Source organism: Shewanella sp. SM101, assembly GCF_025654465.1.
Taxonomy (GTDB): Bacteria; Pseudomonadota; Gammaproteobacteria; order Enterobacterales; family Shewanellaceae; genus Shewanella; species Shewanella oncorhynchi.
Map to the genome: position 1 here is coordinate 15,986 of NZ_JAKKRH010000021.1, position 20,682 is coordinate 36,667.

Annotated in this window: 20 protein-coding genes; 8 read left to right on the plus strand and 12 right to left on the minus strand. The window is 46.1% G+C overall.

Annotation, left to right across the window (positions count from 1 at the left end; genetic code table 11):
- The first annotated feature begins 27 nt into the window (after positions 1 to 27).
- Entirely contained in the window at positions 28 to 1,008 is a 981-nt protein-coding gene (locus tag L5M38_RS12925; RefSeq protein WP_263179368.1) for an MDR family oxidoreductase, read from the plus strand.
- Positions 1,009 to 1,101: 93 nt separating this feature from the next.
- On the opposite strand, the gene L5M38_RS12930 is transcribed toward L5M38_RS12925, so the two are convergent.
- Both L5M38_RS12930 and L5M38_RS12935 read right to left on the minus strand, forming a co-directional pair.
- Positions 1,102 to 2,451, minus strand: coding sequence for an ATP-binding protein (locus L5M38_RS12930; RefSeq protein ID WP_113941371.1), 1,350 nt, complete (start codon positions 2,449 to 2,451; stop codon positions 1,102 to 1,104).
- A 14-nt stretch (positions 2,452 to 2,465) separates the two neighbouring features.
- The gene (locus tag L5M38_RS12935; RefSeq protein ID WP_105251061.1) at positions 2,466 to 3,152 is read right to left on the minus strand and encodes a response regulator; all 687 of its coding nucleotides are present in this window, start codon (positions 3,150 to 3,152) and stop codon (positions 2,466 to 2,468) included.
- 284 nt (positions 3,153 to 3,436) lie between these two features.
- Here L5M38_RS12935 and L5M38_RS12940 point away from each other — a divergent pair, with 284 nt between their 5' ends.
- The 4 genes from L5M38_RS12940 to L5M38_RS12950 all read left to right on the plus strand — a co-directional run bounded on the left by L5M38_RS12940 (position 3,437) and on the right by L5M38_RS12950 (position 6,116).
- Positions 3,437 to 3,946 (plus strand): Spy/CpxP family protein refolding chaperone, encoded by a 510-nt coding sequence (locus tag L5M38_RS12940; RefSeq protein WP_106648427.1) that lies wholly within the window; start codon positions 3,437 to 3,439, stop codon positions 3,944 to 3,946.
- Between the two features lie 51 nt (positions 3,947 to 3,997).
- Positions 3,998 to 4,888: a cation diffusion facilitator family transporter gene (locus L5M38_RS12945; protein ID WP_263179369.1), complete on the plus strand. Its 891-nt coding sequence runs from the start codon at positions 3,998 to 4,000 to the stop codon at positions 4,886 to 4,888.
- A 14-nt stretch (positions 4,889 to 4,902) separates the two neighbouring features.
- Positions 4,903 to 5,355, plus strand: coding sequence for a hypothetical protein (locus tag L5M38_RS24480; RefSeq protein ID WP_317630247.1), 453 nt, complete (start codon positions 4,903 to 4,905; stop codon positions 5,353 to 5,355).
- Between the two features lie 209 nt (positions 5,356 to 5,564).
- Positions 5,565 to 6,116: a porin family protein gene (locus L5M38_RS12950; protein ID WP_113941367.1), complete on the plus strand. Its 552-nt coding sequence runs from the start codon at positions 5,565 to 5,567 to the stop codon at positions 6,114 to 6,116.
- Positions 6,117 to 6,253: 137 nt separating this feature from the next.
- On the opposite strand, the gene glnG is transcribed toward L5M38_RS12950, so the two are convergent.
- The 8 genes from glnG to L5M38_RS12990 all read right to left on the minus strand — a co-directional run bounded on the left by glnG (position 6,254) and on the right by L5M38_RS12990 (position 13,710).
- A complete protein-coding gene (glnG, locus tag L5M38_RS12955; protein ID WP_212600231.1) occupies positions 6,254 to 7,666 on the minus strand; it encodes a nitrogen regulation protein NR(I) in 1,413 nt (470 codons plus the stop codon).
- Positions 7,667 to 7,704: 38 nt separating this feature from the next.
- Complete coding sequence (gene glnL, locus L5M38_RS12960) at positions 7,705 to 8,751, minus strand: nitrogen regulation protein NR(II) (RefSeq protein WP_105251067.1); 1,047 nt, start codon at positions 8,749 to 8,751, stop codon at positions 7,705 to 7,707.
- Positions 8,752 to 8,904: 153 nt separating this feature from the next.
- Positions 8,905 to 9,411, minus strand: a complete 507-nt coding sequence (locus L5M38_RS12965; RefSeq protein ID WP_263140863.1) for a DUF4124 domain-containing protein — start codon at positions 9,409 to 9,411, stop codon at positions 8,905 to 8,907.
- 204 nt (positions 9,412 to 9,615) lie between these two features.
- The gene (locus tag L5M38_RS12970; protein WP_168826402.1) at positions 9,616 to 10,242 is read right to left on the minus strand and encodes a glutathione S-transferase family protein; all 627 of its coding nucleotides are present in this window, start codon (positions 10,240 to 10,242) and stop codon (positions 9,616 to 9,618) included.
- A gap of 133 nt (positions 10,243 to 10,375) precedes the next feature.
- Positions 10,376 to 11,068 carry a type 1 glutamine amidotransferase domain-containing protein gene (locus L5M38_RS12975; protein ID WP_263169685.1) on the minus strand — a complete coding sequence of 231 codons (693 nt, stop codon included), beginning with the start codon at positions 11,066 to 11,068 and terminating at the stop codon, positions 10,376 to 10,378.
- Between the two features lie 59 nt (positions 11,069 to 11,127).
- A complete protein-coding gene (locus L5M38_RS12980; RefSeq protein ID WP_263169686.1) occupies positions 11,128 to 12,285 on the minus strand; it encodes an iron-containing alcohol dehydrogenase in 1,158 nt (385 codons plus the stop codon).
- 172 nt (positions 12,286 to 12,457) lie between these two features.
- Positions 12,458 to 13,054 (minus strand): TetR/AcrR family transcriptional regulator, encoded by a 597-nt coding sequence (locus tag L5M38_RS12985; protein WP_212600236.1) that lies wholly within the window; start codon positions 13,052 to 13,054, stop codon positions 12,458 to 12,460.
- 344 nt (positions 13,055 to 13,398) lie between these two features.
- Positions 13,399 to 13,710, minus strand: coding sequence for a pyrimidine/purine nucleoside phosphorylase (locus L5M38_RS12990; RefSeq protein WP_063884943.1), 312 nt, complete (start codon positions 13,708 to 13,710; stop codon positions 13,399 to 13,401).
- Positions 13,711 to 14,068: 358 nt separating this feature from the next.
- On the opposite strand from L5M38_RS12990, the gene L5M38_RS12995 reads away from it, so the two are divergent.
- Positions 14,069 to 16,024 (plus strand): methyl-accepting chemotaxis protein, encoded by a 1,956-nt coding sequence (locus L5M38_RS12995; protein ID WP_263169687.1) that lies wholly within the window; start codon positions 14,069 to 14,071, stop codon positions 16,022 to 16,024.
- Between the two features lie 140 nt (positions 16,025 to 16,164).
- Here the strand turns inward: L5M38_RS12995 and ovoA are convergent, their stop codons facing one another.
- Positions 16,165 to 18,279: a 5-histidylcysteine sulfoxide synthase gene (ovoA, locus tag L5M38_RS13000; protein ID WP_263179370.1), complete on the minus strand. Its 2,115-nt coding sequence runs from the start codon at positions 18,277 to 18,279 to the stop codon at positions 16,165 to 16,167.
- Positions 18,280 to 18,644: 365 nt separating this feature from the next.
- Here ovoA and L5M38_RS13005 point away from each other — a divergent pair, with 365 nt between their 5' ends.
- The gene (locus tag L5M38_RS13005) at positions 18,645 to 19,040 is read left to right on the plus strand and encodes a hypothetical protein (protein ID WP_105251074.1); all 396 of its coding nucleotides are present in this window, start codon (positions 18,645 to 18,647) and stop codon (positions 19,038 to 19,040) included.
- Positions 19,041 to 19,079: 39 nt separating this feature from the next.
- Here L5M38_RS13005 and L5M38_RS13010 read toward each other — a convergent pair whose 3' ends face one another.
- On the minus strand, positions 19,080 to 19,262 hold the full coding sequence (locus tag L5M38_RS13010) for a hypothetical protein (RefSeq protein WP_105251075.1): 183 nt from the start codon (positions 19,260 to 19,262) through the stop codon (positions 19,080 to 19,082).
- Between the two features lie 361 nt (positions 19,263 to 19,623).
- On the opposite strand from L5M38_RS13010, the gene L5M38_RS13015 reads away from it, so the two are divergent.
- Positions 19,624 to 20,475 (plus strand): PfkB family carbohydrate kinase, encoded by an 852-nt coding sequence (locus L5M38_RS13015; RefSeq protein ID WP_263179371.1) that lies wholly within the window; start codon positions 19,624 to 19,626, stop codon positions 20,473 to 20,475.
- The last annotated feature ends 207 nt before the right edge of the window (positions 20,476 to 20,682 follow it).

Consider the following 20,682-nt stretch of genomic DNA (forward strand, 5'->3'; position numbering starts at 1 on the left):
TACGGTTTGGCCTTCGGAGAGCGATTCATGTTTGATGCCTTACTACTGACGCAAGAAGATAAACGTACGTTTGCTCAAGTTTCACAAATCACAGAAGCTGATTTGCCAGAAGGGGAAGTCTTGGTTGATGTCGCCTATTCCTCGCTGAATTATAAAGATGGTTTAGCTGTGACCGGTGCTGGCAAAATCATTCGTCAGTTTCCTATGGTACCAGGCATCGATTTTGCAGGCGTGGTGCGCGAATCGACGGATGCAAGATACCAAGTTGGTGATCAGGTGATTTTGACGGGCTGGGGCGTAGGCGAAAACCACTGGGGTGGTATGGCGCAAAAAGCGCGAGTTAAAGCCGACTGGCTGGTGCCCATGCCGCAAGGTTGTGATGCCGCTAAATCCATGATGATAGGCACTGCTGGGCTTACGGCGATGTTGTGCGTGCAAGCGCTGCAGCAGGCTGGGGTAACACCGCAAAGTGGGGATATTCTTGTCACAGGTGCCAGTGGTGGTGTGGGTTCTGTGGCGGTGACTTTGCTCGCCAATGCTGGCTATCGTGTGGTTGCCTGCAGTGGTCGAGTTGAACAGAATGCGCCTTTATTGAAGGAGCTTGGCGCCTCAGAAGTGATTGATCGCAGTGAACTTGAACAGGATGCTAAGCCGCTTGAGGCGCAGCGCTGGGCGGGTGTGGTCGATACCGTTGGCAACAAGATCCTCGCCAAAGCATTAGCGCAAATGCAATACGGTGGCGCCGCCGCTATCTGTGGTTTAGCGGGTGGTTTTGCATTACCAACAACCGTTATGCCGTTTATTTTACGGGGTGTTAGCCTACTGGGAATCGACTCCGTTTCTTGTCCATTTAAGAAGCGAAAAGCGGCGTGGGAAGCTGTGATTAAAGCACTACCCGAACATTTTTATCAGCAAGCTTGCCAGCAGATATCATTGGCAGAGGTGCCTGATTTCGCGAATAAAATTATCCAAGGTCAAGTCACAGGACGTGTATTAGTTAAGCTATAATCTCGTTTTCTACGTTTTAACACAATGGCAACACTGAGGTGTTGCCAATTACGATTAATTAGTTCAGCCTCCTGTACTTGTTCTTCATATCGGCTATTTCGGCAGTGTAATCGTCACTTTAAGGCCCGTTGGTATACGGTTCTCGGCTTTAATCTTACCTTTGTGGGCGGTAATCGCCGCTTCAGTGATTGCCAGCCCAAGTCCCCAGCCGCCGCTTTCTCTTTGTCGTGCCGAGTCGGGGCGGTAGAAAGGTTTAAAAATGGCATCGAGTTCGGCGGCATCTATGCCTGGACCATCGTCTTTTATGGTAATTTGTACTTGATCAGCCGTCGCACTCGCCTGCAGGTGAATATCGCTTGCGGCATAACGGATCGCGTTACGCAGCAGGTTTTCAATCGCGCGGGAAAGTGATTTAGGAAAATGCGCTAACTCAATTTCTTCATCGATATCGATAGTAATGCTTTTACCTTGCTGTTCTGCTTCAAATTCCGCATCGTCTAAAACTTGGCTCAGGGATTCGGCCAAGCCTAAATGTACTTTGGTTTCGTTAGTACTGAGCTTGACCCGCGAGAGCTCTAACAATTCACTGATAAGCTTTTCGAGTTGCTCAGCTTCATAACCTATGCGTTCCGTTTCGGTGGTCTGCTGACCTTTTTTACGGGCGAGGGCAAGGGATAACTGTAGCCGCGTCAATGGTGTGCGTAGTTCATGGGAAATATCCCCCATGAGCCGCTGTTGATTATTCACCATAGCTTCGATGGAGTCGGCCATGCTGTTAAAAGCCGTGGCGAGCTGACCAATTTCATCGTTGCGCTGAGTGGTGGACTTATCGACTCGGTGACTTAGGTCACCCTCTGCGAGGGCATTAGCACTCTTTTTAAGTGAATTTAATGCCTTACCTAAATGCCACGCGAGCAAGCCACATAATAATCCCGAAAGGAAAATCGCTAGGCTTAAGGTTAATAACTTATTTTCGGCGAAGAAGAAGAACCAAGGCCGTGGATGGTTATCCGGTAGGCGGCCATAAAGTGAATAGGTTTCAGCGCCCAGATTAAATTGATAGGGACCAAACACCAGCTCATCTTTAAACTGATGGCTAATCGGTTGTTTTTCTTCATCTGCCATCAGCATAAAGCTGCGCACACCGCGACTCACCCTGTGGGTGTTGATCACTTGGCCTTGGCTGTTGACAAGATAGACCCGCAGAGGTTTACCTTCCATGTCTCTGTGTCTTTCCCAGCGCCGAAGAAAATCGGATTCCAGTAAGGCGGGGTTTTCTTGAATGCGCTTAGCTATCGTCGATAGGACTTTTTCAAGGTGAGGTGGCAGTGGCGCACGGTCGTGATTTTGTTGCAGCAATGGTAACAGACCCACTAAGGCAATGATTAGCGAGCTGCACAGCCAAAATCCGAGCAATAATTTGATAAATAAACGATTAGGCACAGTCGATACCGCCGTTATGGGAGCCAAATATAACCTTTGCCACGGATGGTTTTCACCCTTGGCCGACCATCGCTACGCTCGGGGAGTTTTTTACGTAGATTCGATAAATGCATGTCTAAGCTGCGATCGAAGGGCATGAGTTTTTTGCCGAGCACTTTCTCGTTTAACTCTTCCTTGTTCATCAACTCTCCAGCGTGCAGTGCTAGGGTGTGCAGCAGAGTGAATTCAGTGCCTGTGAGTATGATTAATTGCTCATTACAGTAAGCTTCTTGGCGCGATGGATCTAAGCGTAGATCGCCAAACTCTTGGGCGGGCGCGGCATGGATTTCTTGGGTTGTTAAGTTCGAACGACGAATAATGGCGCGGATACGGGCGATTAACTCTCTGTCATTAAACGGCTTTGGCAGATAATCATCGGCGCCGATTTCAAGCCCAACTACGCGATCGATTTCATCGCCGCGAGCGGTCAGCATTAATACTGGGGTTTGTTTATGTTGGCGCAGTGCGCGTAGCACTTCAAAACCGTTTAATTTAGGCAGCATGACATCGAGTAGGATCAGATCGTAATCTGCAGTCAGTGCCAGATCTAAACCTTGTTTACCGTCGTAAGCCAAGGTTAATTGAAACCCTTCTAACTCGAGCAGTTGCCCTAGTAGCTCAGATAACCCCAGATCGTCATCGATTAATAATATCCGACTCATACTGTTCCTTAATCTCTGTAATGTGGCCTCGTATGCCTGTTTATCATAGGCACTTTTAGCGCTTTGGCTGAGTATACCTGTTTTGATGTCAATTGCTGTGTAGCAATGTAAGCCAAAGTAAAGAATAGAGTTATTGCCGCAACTTTACAGTGATTTACTCAGGCAACGCCCTCACTTACATATAGGGGTTTAGACTGGAAGGGTCGAAAGTGACTCGGCTTAAAAGGGTCGTCACTGTGTCTTATTACTTGCCATATTAAAGTTGAACCATCGAGGTTAACACTATGAAAACATTATCACCTTTGAAAGCGAGCCTGTTTGCCATTCTAGCGAGTTCTGCGGTTTTCGCGACGGCAGTTAATGCAGCACCTAAGGATGCTGGCTGCGACTTCTCTAAATCTGAATTCCATAAAGGCGACCGCATGGAACATGGCGGCCGACATATGGACCACGGTGGCATGCATCGTATGTTTGAAGGGCTCGATTTAACGGATGCCCAGAAAGCTGACGTCAAAAAGTTGTTTGCCGATCAGAAAGCCACGCGCGCTGATAATCGTCCAACGAAAGAGGAACGCTTGGCCCATCGCACTGAGATGCAGGCCTTAATTACCGCGCCAAGTTTTGATGAAACACAAGCAAAGGCACTGATGAGTGCGCAGCAAGAGCAGCGTCAAATTCAAGCCATTGAACGTATGAAGCTGCATAATCAAATATTTAATCTGCTGACACCAGAGCAGCAAGCTAAGTTTAAAGCGCGATTTGAAGCACAAGCTGGTAAAGAACCTCGCGGTTAAGCGTCTTAGCTGATATACAATAGGGTCATAGCTTCCCAAGATAGATCCCTTATGACTCAAACTTCCCAATACGATTTTTGGGTCAAACTGGCTAGCCGCGCTTCCGTGGCTACCGCTTTGATCCTTATTCTTATCAAGATGTTCGCTTGGCTTTATTCCGGCTCTGCCAGTATGTTGGCATCTTTGACGGATTCCTTTGCCGATGCTCTCGCTTCTATTATCAATTTTATTGCCATTCGTTACGCGCTTGTGCCGCCGGATCATGACCACAGATATGGCCATGGTAAGGCTGAACCGTTAGCGTCTCTAGCGCAATCCGCCTTTATTATGGGCTCCGCATTTTTATTACTGTTCTATGGTGGCGAGCGTCTATTAACACCTGTTCCGGTTGAAAATGCCACCATAGGTGTAGTTGTTTCTATCATAGCGATTGTGATGACGTTAGCTTTAGTCATGTTGCAGAAACGCGCATTAGCGGCGACAAAAAGTACTGTGGTTGAAGCTGATTCGCTGCACTATAAATCAGATTTATTCCTTAATGGTGCGGTATTGTTGGCATTAGTATTAGCGCAATACGGTTGGTGGTGGGCTGACGGTTTATTTGCGGTAATGATTGCATTTTATATTGGTCATCAAGCCTTTGGCTTAGGTTATCGCTCAATTCAAGCCTTGTTAGACAGAGAGCTAGACGAAGAAACTCGCCAGCAAATCACGCAAATCGCGATGGAAGATCCACGGGTGCAAGGGCTGCATGATTTACGCACTCGTCAAGCAGGCAAAACTGTTTTTATTCAATTTCATTTAGAACTCGATGGCAATTTGAGTTTGAATGAAGCCCACAATATCGCCGATACGACAGGGATAAGAGTCAAAGCCGCCTTCGAAGATGCTGAGGTGATTATTCACCAAGATCCAGTCAAACCTGATGTAAACGAAGCATAAATTAAGGGCAAGCTATGGCATGGATGCAGAAGCAAAGTCACAGATGGGATCATTCCACTCGATTGATATGCCGCTATCATAGGCTATCGACTCGCTTTGAGTTGATAGCCGAATCTGTGATTTCTGACGTTAGCATTCCTGTGAATGCAGAAATCACGCTCCTGATGGAACAGAAATCTTCGATAGTAAATCAAGCGGATAGTACCGTATCTCCTGTGATAGCGGGAGCTTGGAGTCAGTTAGTTCTGCGTAAACATCTTTATTACTTACCGCAGAAAATTGATTTCGAAATATCTAACCAAGCTTATCGAGTCCATATCTGGCCATTATTTCTTTGGCGTACACGTATTACTTGTGTGGCGACTGGCAGAGTTGTCGTATCCGAATGTTTGGATGTGAGAAGGCGTCGTTCCCTCATCCGTTGGCTATATGCAAGTTTTATAGGATTGTTGCGGGTGCTAAGTTAAAGCCGTTAATGATTTTAGATATAAAAAGATAATGTCTAAAGTGAGTATGATTTCCCTCTATAAATATCAACTATAGCTTTCGTTTTTGACTCAAGCTGAATAAATGCTGTACGGCTAGTGTTTTGCTCATTTAAACGATGACACCCCAGATCTGCTTATTGTAATATCCACGCCGTTTAATACTTTCGTTAAATCATTAGGGAATTATGATGAAAAAATTATCAATTGTTGCCGCTGCTTTATTGTCTGCATTTCTGGCGACTCAAGTCTCTGCTGCAACCGACACAACTGGCTTTTATGTGGGCGGAGCCCTCAATAAAGTGACTGTCGATGTTTTAGATGAATCAGAGTCGGGTACTGGCTTTGGCGTTTACGGTGGTTACAACTTCAATGAGTGGTTTGGTTTAGAAGCCAACCTGTTCGCCACTGGAGATCTTGGCGACAGAGATGTTGATATAGGTGCCGGCGCATTAAGCTTCACGCCTAAATTTACCGCACAAATCAATGACATCTTCTCTGCTTATGCGAAAGTGGGCATCGCTTCTATGGCGCTGGTGATTGATGACGGCTCCGATGATGAAGACTTCACCGGTTTCGGTTGGACCTATGGTGTTGGCGTTAATGCGGCGGTAACAGAGCACTTAAATATCCGCGTAAGCTACGATGTGACTACGGGTGATCTAGAAGCAGATCGTCACAACTCTATAGATATCGACACTGATATTAAACAGTTTGCTGTGGGTCTGCATTATCAGTTCTAATTCTGCTTGGGCTAGTGGTCGTCATGTTAGTTAGCACAATCTAGATATAAAAAAGGGATATGTGAATATCCCTTTTTTGTTGCTTAAGGTTAATGCGTTTGTATAGTTAGCCTTGATGAGAACGTTATTTTATCTACTCAATCCATCGACAGTTCTTTTAATTTCCGCGTTAAGGTATTTCGTCCCCAGCCTAAACGTTTCGCCGCTTCCTGTTTATGGCCTTGAGTATGGCGCAGCGCAGTTTCTAGCAGTATGCGCTCGAATGCGGGCTGCACCTCAGTTAACAGATCGCTGTTTCCTTCCAAGAGTTTTTGATCTATCCACTCAGTCAGTGCCGATTGCCAATCTTGGCTGCCTTTCGCCGTGTGGGTGACACTCACAGGGTCTTTCAGTAATTCTGGCGGTAAATCTTGGGGTAAAATTTCTTGCCCCGATGCCATTACGGTTAACCAACGACAGGTGTTTTCGAGTTGTCGGACATTACCGGGCCAAGGTAATTGGGATAGTTTTACCGCGGTCTCCTTGGTCATGATCTTAGTTTCCACGCCAATTTCCTTTGCTGCAGAGGCGAGGAAATGGGTGGCAAGTTGGGGAATGTCTTCTCGTCTTTGTGATAGTGGCGGCAAGTGCACGCGGATTACGTTGAGGCGATGGAACAAATCTTCCCTAAAGCCGCCTTTTTGCACTAATAATTCAAGATCTTGGTGGGTCGCCGCTATGATACGCACATCCACTTGCACCGCATTATGACCACCGACGCGGTAGAACTGGCCATCGGCGAGCACTCTGAGTAACCGTGTTTGTACGTCTAACGGCATATCGCCGATTTCATCTAAAAAGAGCGTGCCACCGTTTGCTTGTTCGAAGCGACCTTGGCGGACATTGGCTGCGCCAGTGAAGGCACCTTTTTCGTGGCCGAATAGCTCAGATTCGATCAAATCCTTAGGGATCGCTGCCATGTTCAGCGCGATAAACGGCTTATCTTTACGTGGGCTGTGCTTGTGTAAAGCGCCAGCCACTAACTCTTTTCCCGTACCCGATTGACCATTGATCAGCACGCTGATCGATGAGCGTGAAAGCCTGCCTATGGCGCGAAACACCTCTTGCATCGCTGGCGCTTCACCTATGATTTCGGGTGTTTTGACTTGGGTTTCTTGCGCGGGTGCAGGGCTCTGTTCAGTGGCATGGGTAAGTGCGCGCTCAACCAGAGAGATCGCCTCATCGATATCGAAGGGTTTAGGCAGATACTCAAATGCGCCCGCTTGATAGGCGCTGACTGCGCTGTCTAAGTCTGAGTGCGCCGTCATAATGATCACGGGAATATGGGGATAATGCACCTGCAATCGTTCGAGCAGGCTTAAACCATCCGTGCCGGGCATACGGATGTCCGACACTATCACGTGCGGTTGCGATATTTCTAATGCCTGCCACAGGGATTCGGCGGCGGCAAAGCTGGCGGTGCTGAGCTTAGCACCTTGCAGTGCCTTTTCGAGTACCCAGCGTATCGAGCTGTCATCGTCGAGGATCCACACTTGTTCACTAATTCGCATCTTGCTTCCTCATACGGTATGGGTAGGTACTGTCGAAATTATTTAGCGCTTAAAATTGGTAATGAAATGATAAATTCTGTGTGCCCAGCGCTGGAGAGGCAATCGATCCTTCCCGAGTGTAAACGGGCAATATTATGAGCAATCGAGAGGCCTAAACCTGAACCTTGCTCACGGCTTGTCACCATGGGATAAAATAATGTGTCCATTAGCTCAGGCGGTATACCGGGGCCGTTGTCGATAATCGATAGGGTTAACACTAGCTTGTGGCGCTGTGAGCCTATGGTGACTTGGTGTTGAGTGCGAGTGCGGATCAAAATTTCGCCGCCCGTATGTTCAAGCGCCTGCACCGCATTTTGTAAAATGTTCAGCACAGCTTGCTGCATTTGGTCAGGATCCATCTCGATATCGGGAATGGATGGATCGTAATCCCGTTTGAGCTGGATGTTAGCGGGCAGCGCCATTTCAACTAACTTATAGACCTTTTGCACCACTTGATGGATGTTGTGCAGACTGTGCTGTGTCGGCCTTTGGGGGCCGAGCAGACGGTCCACTAAATTACGCAGCCGATCGGCCTGCTCTATGATGAGCGTAGTGAATTCCTTCAGCGCCGGATCATCCAGCTCCCGCGATAATAGCTGTGCCGCACCGCGAAGGCCGCCTAAAGGATTCTTGATTTCATGGGCTAAGTTGCGCACCAAAAACTGCGCCGCTTGTTGCTGTGCATCTTGACTCAGTTGCTGATGAATGCGTCTTTGTTGGTCAACTTGGCGCAGTTCGAGCAGGCTGAGTTCAGCCTCGTCATCGAGGGGAATAAGGGTTAAATCAACGGTATGATGTTGGCCATCGAGCGTGACTAGTGCTGCCGTATTGACCGTTAAGCCTTGGCCGGCTGTTACTGCATCCATTAATAGCTTGGCGTCGACACCGAGGATTTGATAGTGCTCAGGCAAAGTTTGTTCTACGAGTCTATGGCTACCAACACCTAATAATTGCTCTGCTGCTGCGTTGGCATAACAAGGCTTGAGATCCTTATCTATGACAAGTACAGCGGTAACTAAATGATTGAGCAGTGTCTCTTTATCCATCGACCGTTCCTAGAAATAGGGTTGCACCACTATGGTGCACCAATCTGGTGCAAGCTGCAACTTGTCTTCATCAAACGGTTTAGTCAGGAGGAGTTAATCTAACTTCATGTATTTAAAGTTTTTATACTAACTTTTACTATACAAATAGTGACATTAACGCTTAGCTGCTTGATGAAGAAATATCTTTCTTGGTGAACTTGATGCAAAGACTTTGCCGTTTTGAGTCAAAGCGTCAACGACTAAGGTATGTTCACCTCGGTCGATGTTTTTGAGTTTGAAGGTACCGCCAATTTGTGGCTGACCTATGGGGTTGCCATCGAGCTTGAGGGCCATCAAATACTGACTTTTTAGCTCTGGGGTGATAGTCGCAACGACGTCGAAATCGCCATTGTTATCTCTGACGGTTTCCTCTTCGGTCGGAGAGGTAATATTGACTTGATATTTAATAGATTCAATTGCTTGATTTGAGCTGTTTAAGTCTGTTTTGGGCAGAGGAAGGGCAATTTGATTTAAGGTCTTATCTTTTAGCTCAACGACTTGGGCATTTGGCTGCGGCTCATCGGAGTAATGGACTTTGCCATCTTTATCGACCCATTTATAAACAGTCGCTTGCGCTAACATGCTAAATAGCACTAAGCCGATGAGTGTGAGTGAACGCATGCTAAAGTCCCTGTAGCCTTGAGATAGAGTTAATCAAGATTAGTCTCTTTTACATCAAAAATCATGGTGTTTGTTGCGCTAAGTGGTTAAGGACGTCACCACTGAGAAGGTATAAAGTCGACAGAAAATGGGGAGGCAGAAACAGGGGTTAGTTAAAGTGGGTTAAGCTCGGGCACTAACATGTGCCCGAATTCGATCCATCAATTACAGGCTTGCATCGAGTTGTTTCTCGATCTCACTCGCTTTGACCCAAGCGGCATGTTGGGATAATTGAGTGGCATAGCGTTCAATGTGTTCAAATTTCGCGAGATCGCCACTGTTAGCCAGTAGCTCCACCACGAAGGACATCATGATATCCGCACCCGTGAGCTTGTCTGCAACAAGATAGGTTTTATCAGCCAACATATCATTGAAGTAATGACTAATCTTACTGACTTCTATCGCAGCATAACCTTCAAGGAAATTGGTTTTACAACCGTCCTTTTGCACGAACATACGCAGTAACAAAGGCAGCATGGCTGAGCTTTCGGCAAAGTGTAGCCATTGCAGATAACTGACATAGTCTGCGCTGTCTCTGGCGGGGGCTAAGGTATCCGCCGCATATTTTTCAATCAGATATTCGGTGATCGCACCCGATTCTGCTATCACTTGACCGTCCATTTCGATAACGGGTGATTTGCCTAACGGATGAATTTGCTTAAGTTCGGGTGGCGCGAGAAAAGTCTGGCTATCACGTTGATAACTCTTAATTTCATAGGGTTGACCGAGTTCCTCTAGCAACCAGATGATACGTTTAGAGCGTGATTTATTGAGATGGTGCAAGGTGATCATGGGCTTTCCTTTGGACACTGAGAGTACATTTTGGCTGTCGCACCATTATGGTGCGACAGCTCTTTTTAACGCATTTAGCACACTTGTGCGCCTGTCTTTGTTCATTTCAAGCTGAGCGTCGCGTATTTATCGCTTAGCCTCTCGCGTTCAATTGCGCAACTATGGTTTCGGCTACGGCTTCGGATGATCCCGGATTTTGGCCTGTGATCAAATGGCCATCTGCGACGACAAAGCTTGTCCAGTCATCACCTTTGACATAATTGCCACCATTTTTCTGCAGCATGTCTTCAACCAAAAATGGCACGACATGAGTGAGTTGCACGGCTTCTTCTTCAGAGTTGCTGAAACCGGTAACACGCTTGCCGCCGACCAATGGCTTGCCATCACTGGTTTTAGGGTGCAGCAATGCAGCGGGCGCATGACATACGAGCCCTAGGGGTTTATTGGCTTGATAAAACTGTTCAATCAAGATGATAGAATGTTTATCTTCGGCAAGATCCCACAGTGGACCGTGGCCGCCCGGATAAAAAACCGCATCATAATCGGCTGCATTGATTTCACTTAAGCGAGTGGTATTCGCTAGCAGTGCTTGAGTCTCAGGATCTTTGCTAAAGCGCGCAGTAGCTTCGGTCTGAAAGTCTGGCTCATCACTTTTTGGATCGAGTGGTGGTTGACCGCCCAGTGGCGAGGCTAAGGTAATGTCAAAACTTTTATCTTTAAAAACATAAAAAGGTGAGGCAAATTCTTCGAGCCAAAAGCCGGTTTTTAAACCCGTATCACCGAGTTTATCGTGCGACGTGAGTACCATTAATATATTTATTTTCATACCTTTACCTAAGTTGCTCACATCAATACGTGTGAGCTTTGGGTTTAGTTCATTTGACGTTATAGGGCTAAGGTCAAAATGTTACGGCTCATGGTTGGGTCAATGTTGCCATGTTCGCCGAGTGCCACCATGCCATGCAGTTCAAGCTGTTTCACTACAGTATCAACGTGGCTGGCATCGAGATCATAGGCAGATAAATGTGTCGGTATGCCCATGGCTTCGAAGAAAGCCTTGGTTTTTGCGATAGCGGCGTCGATACGCTCGTCATCTGTACCTGTGTTGATGTGCCACACACGGTCGGCGTACTGGAGTAGCTTTTCGCGTTTAGCCTCTTTTGTACATTGCAACAGGGCTGGCAATACGATTGCCAATGTGCGCGCATGGTCGATATCGTAAAGTGCAGTTAGTTCATGGCCTATCATATGAGTTGCCCAGTCGTGGGGAACACCGACGCCAATCGTGCCGTTGAGTGCCATAGTGGCAACCCACATTAAGTTAGCGCGAATGTCGTAATCTTCGGGTTGAACTAGCACTTGTGGACCAAGCTCAATCAAGGTTTGTAAAAGACCTTCGGCAAATCTGTCCTGCACGGCGGCGTTAACTGGGTAAGTGAGGTATTGCTCTGTGATATGTACAAAAGCATCGACAACACCGTTGGCCACTTGGCGCTCTGGTAGGGTGAAGGTTTTCGTCGGATCAAGTATTGAGAATTGTGGATAAACCAAGTCATTACGGAATGGCAGCTTAGCTTGAAGTGATTTGCGGGTTACTACGCTGGCGTTGTTCATTTCGGAACCGGTCGCAGGTAAGGTTAAGACTGAGCCAAAAGGCATAGCTTGAGTTACATTTGCGCCCCAGCTAGTGAGAATGTCCCAAGGTTCGCCTTCAAATACCGCTGCCGCGGCAACAAATTTAGTGCCATCGATAACCGAACCACCGCCAACCGCGAGGAGGAAGTCGATATTCTGCTCACGCACTTGGGCGACGGCTTTCATTAAGGTTTCATAGGTTGGGTTTGGCTCAATGCCATCGAACTCGACAACGAAACGATTACCCAATGATTGTTTAACTTCGTCTAACGTGCCTGTTTTTCTAGCACTGCTGCCGCCAAAGAGGATCATCACTTTAGCATCGCTCGGTACTAGAGAATCAATTTCGGCGATAGTGTCTTTACCAAAACGGATGCGGGTCGGGTTGTAATAGTTAAAATTTAGCATGGATGATGTTATTCCTATTATTACTTTAAATGAGCAGCGTTAATTGAGCTGCATTAATTAATAGCCCGTTAAATTAGTAGACCAGTCGTCTAATTTCGGGGCGTGAAAATGTATTCTTTAAAAATCTGGGCTGATCGATATCAGCAAATATTAGTTTTGAGTCGGTATTAGGTTAAAGGGCCGTTTTAGGCGTTAAAATGGCTTTAGTCGTCACGAGTGCACGTTCGAGTGCCGCAGGGCTGTGGCCCAACTTGTTCATTAAGCTGGCGCCTAACCACATGTGATACAACATTTCAGCGGTTGATTGCGGATCTTGCAGGGCGATTGATCTATCTGTTATGCCCACTTGAACGCAAGTCGTTAACCTCTCTATGATGCCGGCGGAGCCTTTAAGTAAGGCAACACGCATGGCTTCGGATAAATCGGCCACTTCGGCGCTGAGTTTCACGACCAGACACTTTTGATCTACGCAGCCATCGGCTTGTACGTGCAACCATTGTTGCCAGTATTGCATCAAGCGTTGATGGCCTGTCAGTGTTGAGTCATTGAATAATGCGTCTAAATCTAATTGATATTTTTCAAAATAATCAGTAATAAGCGCTTCGCCAAATTGTTCTTTGGATTTGAAGTAGTGATAAAACGAGCCTTTAGGCACTTCGGCCGCCTGCAGCAGTAGGGATAAGCCGACGCTGGAAAAGCCTTTGCGTACGATTAGCTTGTAGCCGATGTCGAGAATGTGCTGGCGAGTGGATTGAGTTTCAATTTTCATGGGGTTTAGGATAAGTCAAATTAGACCGGTCGTCTAGTGTTGTTTTTGTCGGCGATATCAACGCATTCGATTTAGTATACTTTGCCTTGTGAGTTTTACGCTGCCTTGAGCCAGGTTGATAAAATTGCCAGATTGATAAATGTCAGACGGATAAAGCATTCTGATGGTGAAATGGTGAAATGGTGAAATGGTGAAATGGTGAAATGGTGAAATGGTGAAATGGTGAAATGGTGAAATGGTTCGGTAGGACAACATACTCACAGTGCTGAGATAAACCGTCACTGTGAGCGTTCGATTAACGATTGATATGAAATATTAATCGCACTGTCACTTAATCGAGATGACTAGAGATAGCTACAGCAATATTCGGCAATGGCTGTGTTACGAATTTTAAAGCTAACATTTGCAGCCAGCTCAAACTGAGTTCCTTCGCTAAATTCTTGCCAAGTCGTTGTTTCTGGAAGTAACACCTCAAAACGGCCGCTAGTCACTTCCATGATTTCGCCTTGGGAGGTTGAGAACTCATATTCCCCTGGTAATACAACACCTAAGGTTTGCTTGCTGCCATCGGCAAAAAATACGCTACGGCTAGCCACTTTGCCATCAAAGTAGATGTTGGCTTTTTTAGATACTGACACTTGCTCGAGTAAACTCATTATTAATCCTCTATAAATTGGCTTGGGATGAATTTATATGCATATTTAATAAATTTCAATGCATTATTTGTCGCATGGATGTGCGCATTCAATATAAGTTGATGCTAACGTTCGGTTTATTGCTTATTTCCCACTATATCATTTTGTTTGAAATGGTCGGTATGGCTTGGCTGTCATTTAAAGTTATTAATCATTTTTCTACTTAAAAATAATGAGTTGTCGGAATTTTAGTGAACTTTTGATGAAAATAGTCGGCACCGCTTTGTTTAGCTGAGATTCTTCTCCTATAGTTTTAAGGCAGGTTTGATTCTGCAAAGATTGAAGGAATGGAATTCGATGCGCGACAAGGAGTCTCACCATGGGTTTTACTCGTAAAATTCAGCTTATCAGTTTATTGATTGTCCTATTACCCCTCATATTTGCTACCGCAATAGTGACTTACATTGCTCGGGATGAATTGTTTGCCGAGGCTCAGTCTCGTTTAGTGGCTGTGCGTGAGATCAAGCAACGGCAGATTGTTGGCATGTTTCAGGACTTTTCCGATAACCTGCAGGCCGTCAGCGCCGTAATTGCCAGCCAAAAAAGCCTCGATACTCTTACTGACATAGATCAAACCTTGCAGTCATTAAATAAATCCCTCGGTTTTTATGACCTATTTATTATTAGTGACGATGGCACCGTTTTATATACAGTGGCGAAGGAGTCTGATTTCGGCACCAATTTGCGTACTGGACCCTTCCATGATTCGGGATTAGCACAGTTATTCAATAAGGCATTGGGATCGGCGGGCACAGTATTACTACAAGATTTCTCCGCATACGCGCCTTCAAACGGTCAACCGGCGGCATTTATTGGCCAGTCGATTCAGTTCAATCAGCAAAGATTGGTGGTGGTGGCTCAAGTATCAATCGATCGCATCAACAGAGTTATGCAAATTCGTGAGGGTATGGGGCAAAGTGGTGAAACTTATCTTATTGGCCCAAATAATCGTATGCGTTCCGATTCTTTTCTCGATCCCATTAATCGCACTGTTACGGCTTCGTTTGCGGGAACGGTAGCTCAGAATGGTGTTGATACGCTGGCGGTAAAGGAGGCGCTGGCTGGTAAATCGGGTGTGATGCAAGTGAATGACTATAACAATAATCCCGTTTTATCCGCTTATTCTCCTGTCGTTGAGCTCGGTTTACGTTGGGGTTTGATGGCTGAAATTGATGTGAGTGAAATAGCAGCTCCCGCCTACCGTATGATGTTTATCGGCTTATCTGTTTGTGCAGCAGCCTTAGTGTTGGCGTTCGCTGCCGCTAAGTTAGTTACAGGGTTTGTATTAAAGCCGCTTGGCGGTGAGCCTGAGGACATGTGTAACTTGACCAGTATGATCGCCTCTGGCGATTTAACTCATAATTTACCGCATGTTCAAACGGATAATCACCTAATGAGTTGGTTGGCGCGGATGCAAACTAAGCTCAAAGAAATTATCAGTCAGCTGGTGGGCGTTGGGCATGAACTTGAATCAGCCGCCGAACAAAACTCTGCCGCCATGACCCAAGCCGATTGCAGTATTCAGATGCAGGCTAAAGAAACTGATATGTTGGCCACTGCCGTTGAAGAAATGAGTTATGCCGCAGCTGAAATCAGCACGAATACGATGAGATCCTCCGATGAAGTGTCCGCCTGTACCCATTCGAGTGAAATTCTTTCGCAAAACTTGGCCAGTACTCGTAAAAGCTTAAAAGTGACCTTGAGCAGTTTTGCAACTATTCATCAACAGGTGGGCAGTCTTGAGGCGGATAGTCAGAAAATCGGCTCAGTATTGGCTGTGATAAATGCGATTGCGGAACAAACTAATCTCTTGTCTCTTAATGCGGCGATTGAAGCTGCGAGAGCTGGCGAGCATGGTCGTGGATTTGCTGTGGTTGCCGATGAGGTGCGTCAGTTAGCGGTGAAGGTTCAATTAGCAACTCAGGATATTGGGCAAGTGTTAAAAGGTATTCAGCAACAGTCAGGTGTGCTGGCGTTGCATAGTGTGACTTGTTCCACTGAAGCCTCTAAAACCGCAGAAGATGCCGATGGAATGCAGACCGCGGTGGATGATATTGCTTTGCGCTTAGAAACCTTAAAGGCATTAATGATTCAAACCGCAACCGCTGCGGAAGAACAAACAACAGTTTCGGCGACGATTGCGCAGGGGATTGCTGGCTTAAGCGTGGCGGCGGAGGAAAATAGTGCGGCTATCAGCCAAGTGGCAGCGAGTACGCGGAGTCTGTTGGGGTTAGCAAATCAGCTTGGTTTAACAACGGCACAGTTTAAGGTGTAGATATTTTCGCTGCATTTACAGTGTTCTCACCTTAGTTGGTGCTGTAAATGTGACTGAGCTGGATGTTACACATCCGCCAGAAATGGATTTCTGGCGGATATTTTTATCAGGACTTCAGTTGGTTATCCCATGAGTGGGAATTAACGTTTACGCCAAATTGTCATTTCTGAGATGGAATGTTGGAATTTACGTTTAGTCTCGCGGATCACGAAGGGGATTTCCTTCACTGCGACCAGCTCAAATTGGCCGATCAAGGTTTCGGTCAAACCATCTAAGGTGGTGAAGTTCTCTCCTTTGACTTTAACGCCACCTAACCATTTATCCTTGGGCGTATAATCTTCAAGCCAAGTGTATGGCGAGGTAATCACAAGGTATCCACCTTGATTAATCCGCTGGGCAATACTGGTTAAAAAGTGTTTAGGCTCGTTCAACCTGTCGATAAGATTTGAGGCATAAACCAAATCATAACCTGTGTAGATGGGCTTTAAATTACAGGCATCACCTTGCATAAAGTTGACCTTTTTCGCCTCAAGCTCATATCCCAGTTTCGCGAGACTCGCACTCTTAAATTCCTGTAAGTCGCCTTCGGTACGTATGGTGTAACGTTTTTCACCTTGTTCTGTCAGCGCATAGGCCTGTTGAATAAAGCGCGCCGAGAAGTCGATACCATCAACATGATCAAATACTTTTGCCAGTTCGAAACTCGCGCGACCAACGGAGCAGCCGATATCGAGGGCTTTAGCTGTATGAGTCAATTGAATTTCACTCAGCGCTTGCTGCACACCATTGACGCAGAAGTTAGCAACCCCGAAATATTCGGCGCCATAGTGGGATTCAAGGTATTGGGAAATCAGTTCATCCGTTTCGTACACATTGACCTCGGCCATTTGAGCTGGATTTTGGCTGGATTCCACATAGCGAAAGCCCGCGTGTTGATAAAAATGTCGACGAAACGCATAGCGTGATGAAGCTATTGCCTCATTACCCGTAGAGATCCACGAGCCGCCTTTGATGAGATTATGTTTGCCATCGAAGGTTGGGGTGGAGAAATCATCGTAAAGTGGGTGTACGGCGAAGCCGTCAAAACCGTCGATTGCGGTTTCTGTCCATTGCCAAACATTACCGACAATATCGAAAAAGCCATTATGTTCGAAGCGATTCACTGGGCAAGAAGATGCGTAATAAGCCAAAGCAATATTGCCCGGCACTTCATGCCAATCGGGCGCATCGGCGGGCACATTCTCGCGTAAGATGTACCACTCAGCTTCAGTTAATAGACGTATATTGCTTTGCTTTTGTTCGGCTTTCCAATTACAGAAGGCCTTAGCTTCGAGCTGATTCACTTCAACAGGCCAGTTTAATGGCAGCGGAATTTCTTCCACTAAGTTACGTTGCCACCATTTATCTTGTCTTAAGCGCCAAAAACGCGGCATTTGTGCTTGGGTATAGGCAAGCCAAGCTTGGCCTTCTTCATTCCAAAATTGGGGTGAGCGATAGCCGCCAGCTTCGACGAATGCGAGATACTCTTGATTCGAGACTAAGAATTTAGCAGCCTTAAAGTCGTTAACGTTAAATATTTTATGGCCGTATTCATTGTCCCAGCCGTAGGTTTGGTCTTGTTCAGTTTTGCCTAAGGTCACTTTTTGCCCTTTTACAGCCAATAAACTGTTGGTCTCGGCAGGGGCGGTGTCTTGGCACGCAGGCCAGAGGTGGTTGGGCGCGACATATTCCAGCGGCAGTTGGCGGATGATCACCGATGAGGTTTCTAAATGAATACGCTCATGTTCAATGCCCATCAAAATGATCCAAGCTGGGCTATTTTGAGTGATAGGTAACGCTAGAGGCATTTCATCGATAACACGATTGACGACAGCATTAACTTGTTGGCGATAGCTGCGCACCTCTGCCACATCCGGCCACGGATAATGTTGTTCGTTCAAATCATCCCAAGACATCTCATCGACACCAATGGCGAACATGGATTCGAAGTTGTCGTTTACTCGTTCATCGAGAAATTTACCGAGTTTGAGTTTGTTGATATAGAAAGTGGCCGTATGGCCAAAGTAAAAGATTAACGGATGGCGCAGCGGCTCGGCTTTGAGGTAATAGGCGCTATCTTCTTGGATCAAATCATACAGAGACTCGTATAAAGCCCATGTCTGATTAAAGTATTGCTTAAGCTCTTGACGCTTTCCGGCCTCAGTTTCACCAATGAGCTTAAGGGTTTGAGGGGGTTGCGTTATGGGCTTATCCATAGACAAGTAAACTCCGTATTTATCGGCCTGCGGTGCAAGCATGGGAAGATTAATCTATCGTGTGTGACTCTATACGCGATTACTGAGCTCAGGATCACTTTGTCAGCTTAATGTGTCGGTTTGAGGCAAAGTGTTTTACAAACTAACAGAAAGACCAATTGGGTCCAACATCAGTGCTGGAGCTTAAAGCATCTCAGGTATGACCCTTTGGTTTGGAATTATCTTACAAAGAAAGTGATGCGCTCAATTTAGTGATGCTATCCCTTACAGGGATTAAAATTATTTTATCCCTGAAGAGTATTTTCTCTGTCGGGGTTAAGGCAGAATGATCCCGTCCGTAAAATTATTATGCAGGATATAACGGGATGACAATTAACGCATTATGGATACCCGCCTGGTATGAGCTTGATCCGTCGATCGTAGTGGGTGTGACTGAGGAGTTTGTTTTTCACAAGACTGCCGCAAACGAGGCGTTAAAGTTTTACAGCGGTGCAAAGGAAAACGATGCCGTTAAGGCAACCGGAACTATTTCGGCCATTAAGCACAATGTCTTGGGGGACATTGAAAGTGTCGATGCGCAGGGGCTCGATTATACGCTTGTGTTGCAAGATGGACGGCGTTTGTTAGTCAACGCAGAGGAAAACCCTGGCTTGGTTTATGAGTGGGTTGATGACAGTTGGCAGCCTTCAGATATGGTCATTACAGATTGGACATTAGCAGTACAATTTGCGTCTTTATCACCATTGACGCCAATAAAGTAATTGAAGGTTTATCGTGAGTAACTAGATGGCAAAGTGCAGTTAGCGCTCGGGATCCGAGGTTGACTGCACTTTTACTTGTTCAGCAAGTTGTTGGTATTCTTGTTTGATTTCTGCAATATAAACATCGTGAAAATTCAATTCATTAAATTCTTCTATACAGAGCTGATAACGGCGTAGCTGCTCAGATTTTTCTTCAGCGGTATCCCATATTTCCATTAGCATAGCGTTTGATTCCATTCATAAATTTAATATATGTATCCAGCATGCATTTTAACTATGTCTACTGATAATTAATCGAGTCGGCTTCAAAATGGTTACGCTTCTTTTTGTCCTGAGACGTTATCTTTTCTATAAGTCGATTTTAAACAAAGTGTTAGAGTTAACATCCATGTTATACCGTATGAGTGTATAACTGTTTTCCTCGTCTTCTTCGGGACAAATGCTTACATCAAGGCGCTGCCATATCCTTATAGTGTTTCTATCTTGATGATTGGATTGTGCCTGTGAGCATTTTGCTCTAGATTGATATTTCTTTGTTTTTATCTTCTGGCCTTGATGCTTTTTTGCCCTTTGGAGCCGTGTAATGGCTAATATTCTGTTAGTTGCCAATCTCAACTGTGATCGAATCTTACTGCTTGATAAACCTTTAAAAACAGGTGGACGTTTCCATTATCAAGATGGCGGCCAAAGGCTCGGCGGCGGTGGGGCAAATACCGGATTAGGTTTAGTCTGGGCAGGGCATAGCGTCGCGCTGGTGAGTCAAGTGGGCCGTGATGACATGGGGGATTGGCTCATTGCAGAAGCCAGTACTCAAGGGCTCGATTGTCGTTTAGTGCAGCGCCGTGCCGGCAATACATGCGAAATGCTGCTTGTAATGACGCCAGATGGCGAGCGCACCATTATTCGGCCACAAAGACCCATATTTGAATTATCTGTGCCGCCGAAATGGCAGCCATGGGACGCGCTGTATTTTAATACTTCCGCAGAAGGCTCTGTCAGCTGGGCAAAAACAGCTTTAGAACATTGTCTTGTGGTCGCGCAATTAGCCAAGGACGACAGACAGAGACCTTGTCATATTTTATTGGCCTCAATGAGTGATATTCAGGGGCGTTGTGATGGCGCATCTTGGGAATATGGCAAAAGCATTGGCGGCGATTGTCTGCGTTACTTTATTGTCACCGATGGTATCAATGGGGCTAAGGTTTACACGCACGATCAAGTGCAGCATGTTGCCGCTATCCCTGCCACAGTTGTTGATACCACTGGCGCGGGTGATGCCTATGCGGCAGGGTTGATCCACAGTCTCTGCATCGGCCAGTCGATTACTGATGCCATGGCAGAAGGGGCGATTTGGGCGGCATTTGCGGTGGCAACTGATAGTTCTATTCCGGGTGAGGCACTAAAACAGTATTTAGAGGCGAAGCAAATCGCATGAAAATCTGCGGGCGACCAGTTTGAGTCATCTTTTTGTCATATGTCCTTGCTAGAGTATGTCTTATGGCGCATAGCTTGTCCCTTAACGTTTTCTTGTACTTTTCTCCCATTTATTGGTTAGTATGTTTTTGCCTCGTTTCCCCAACGAGGCATTTTTTTGCTCAAAATAAAGTTATTCCATCGTAGAACGCCAATACGACAGAAATCT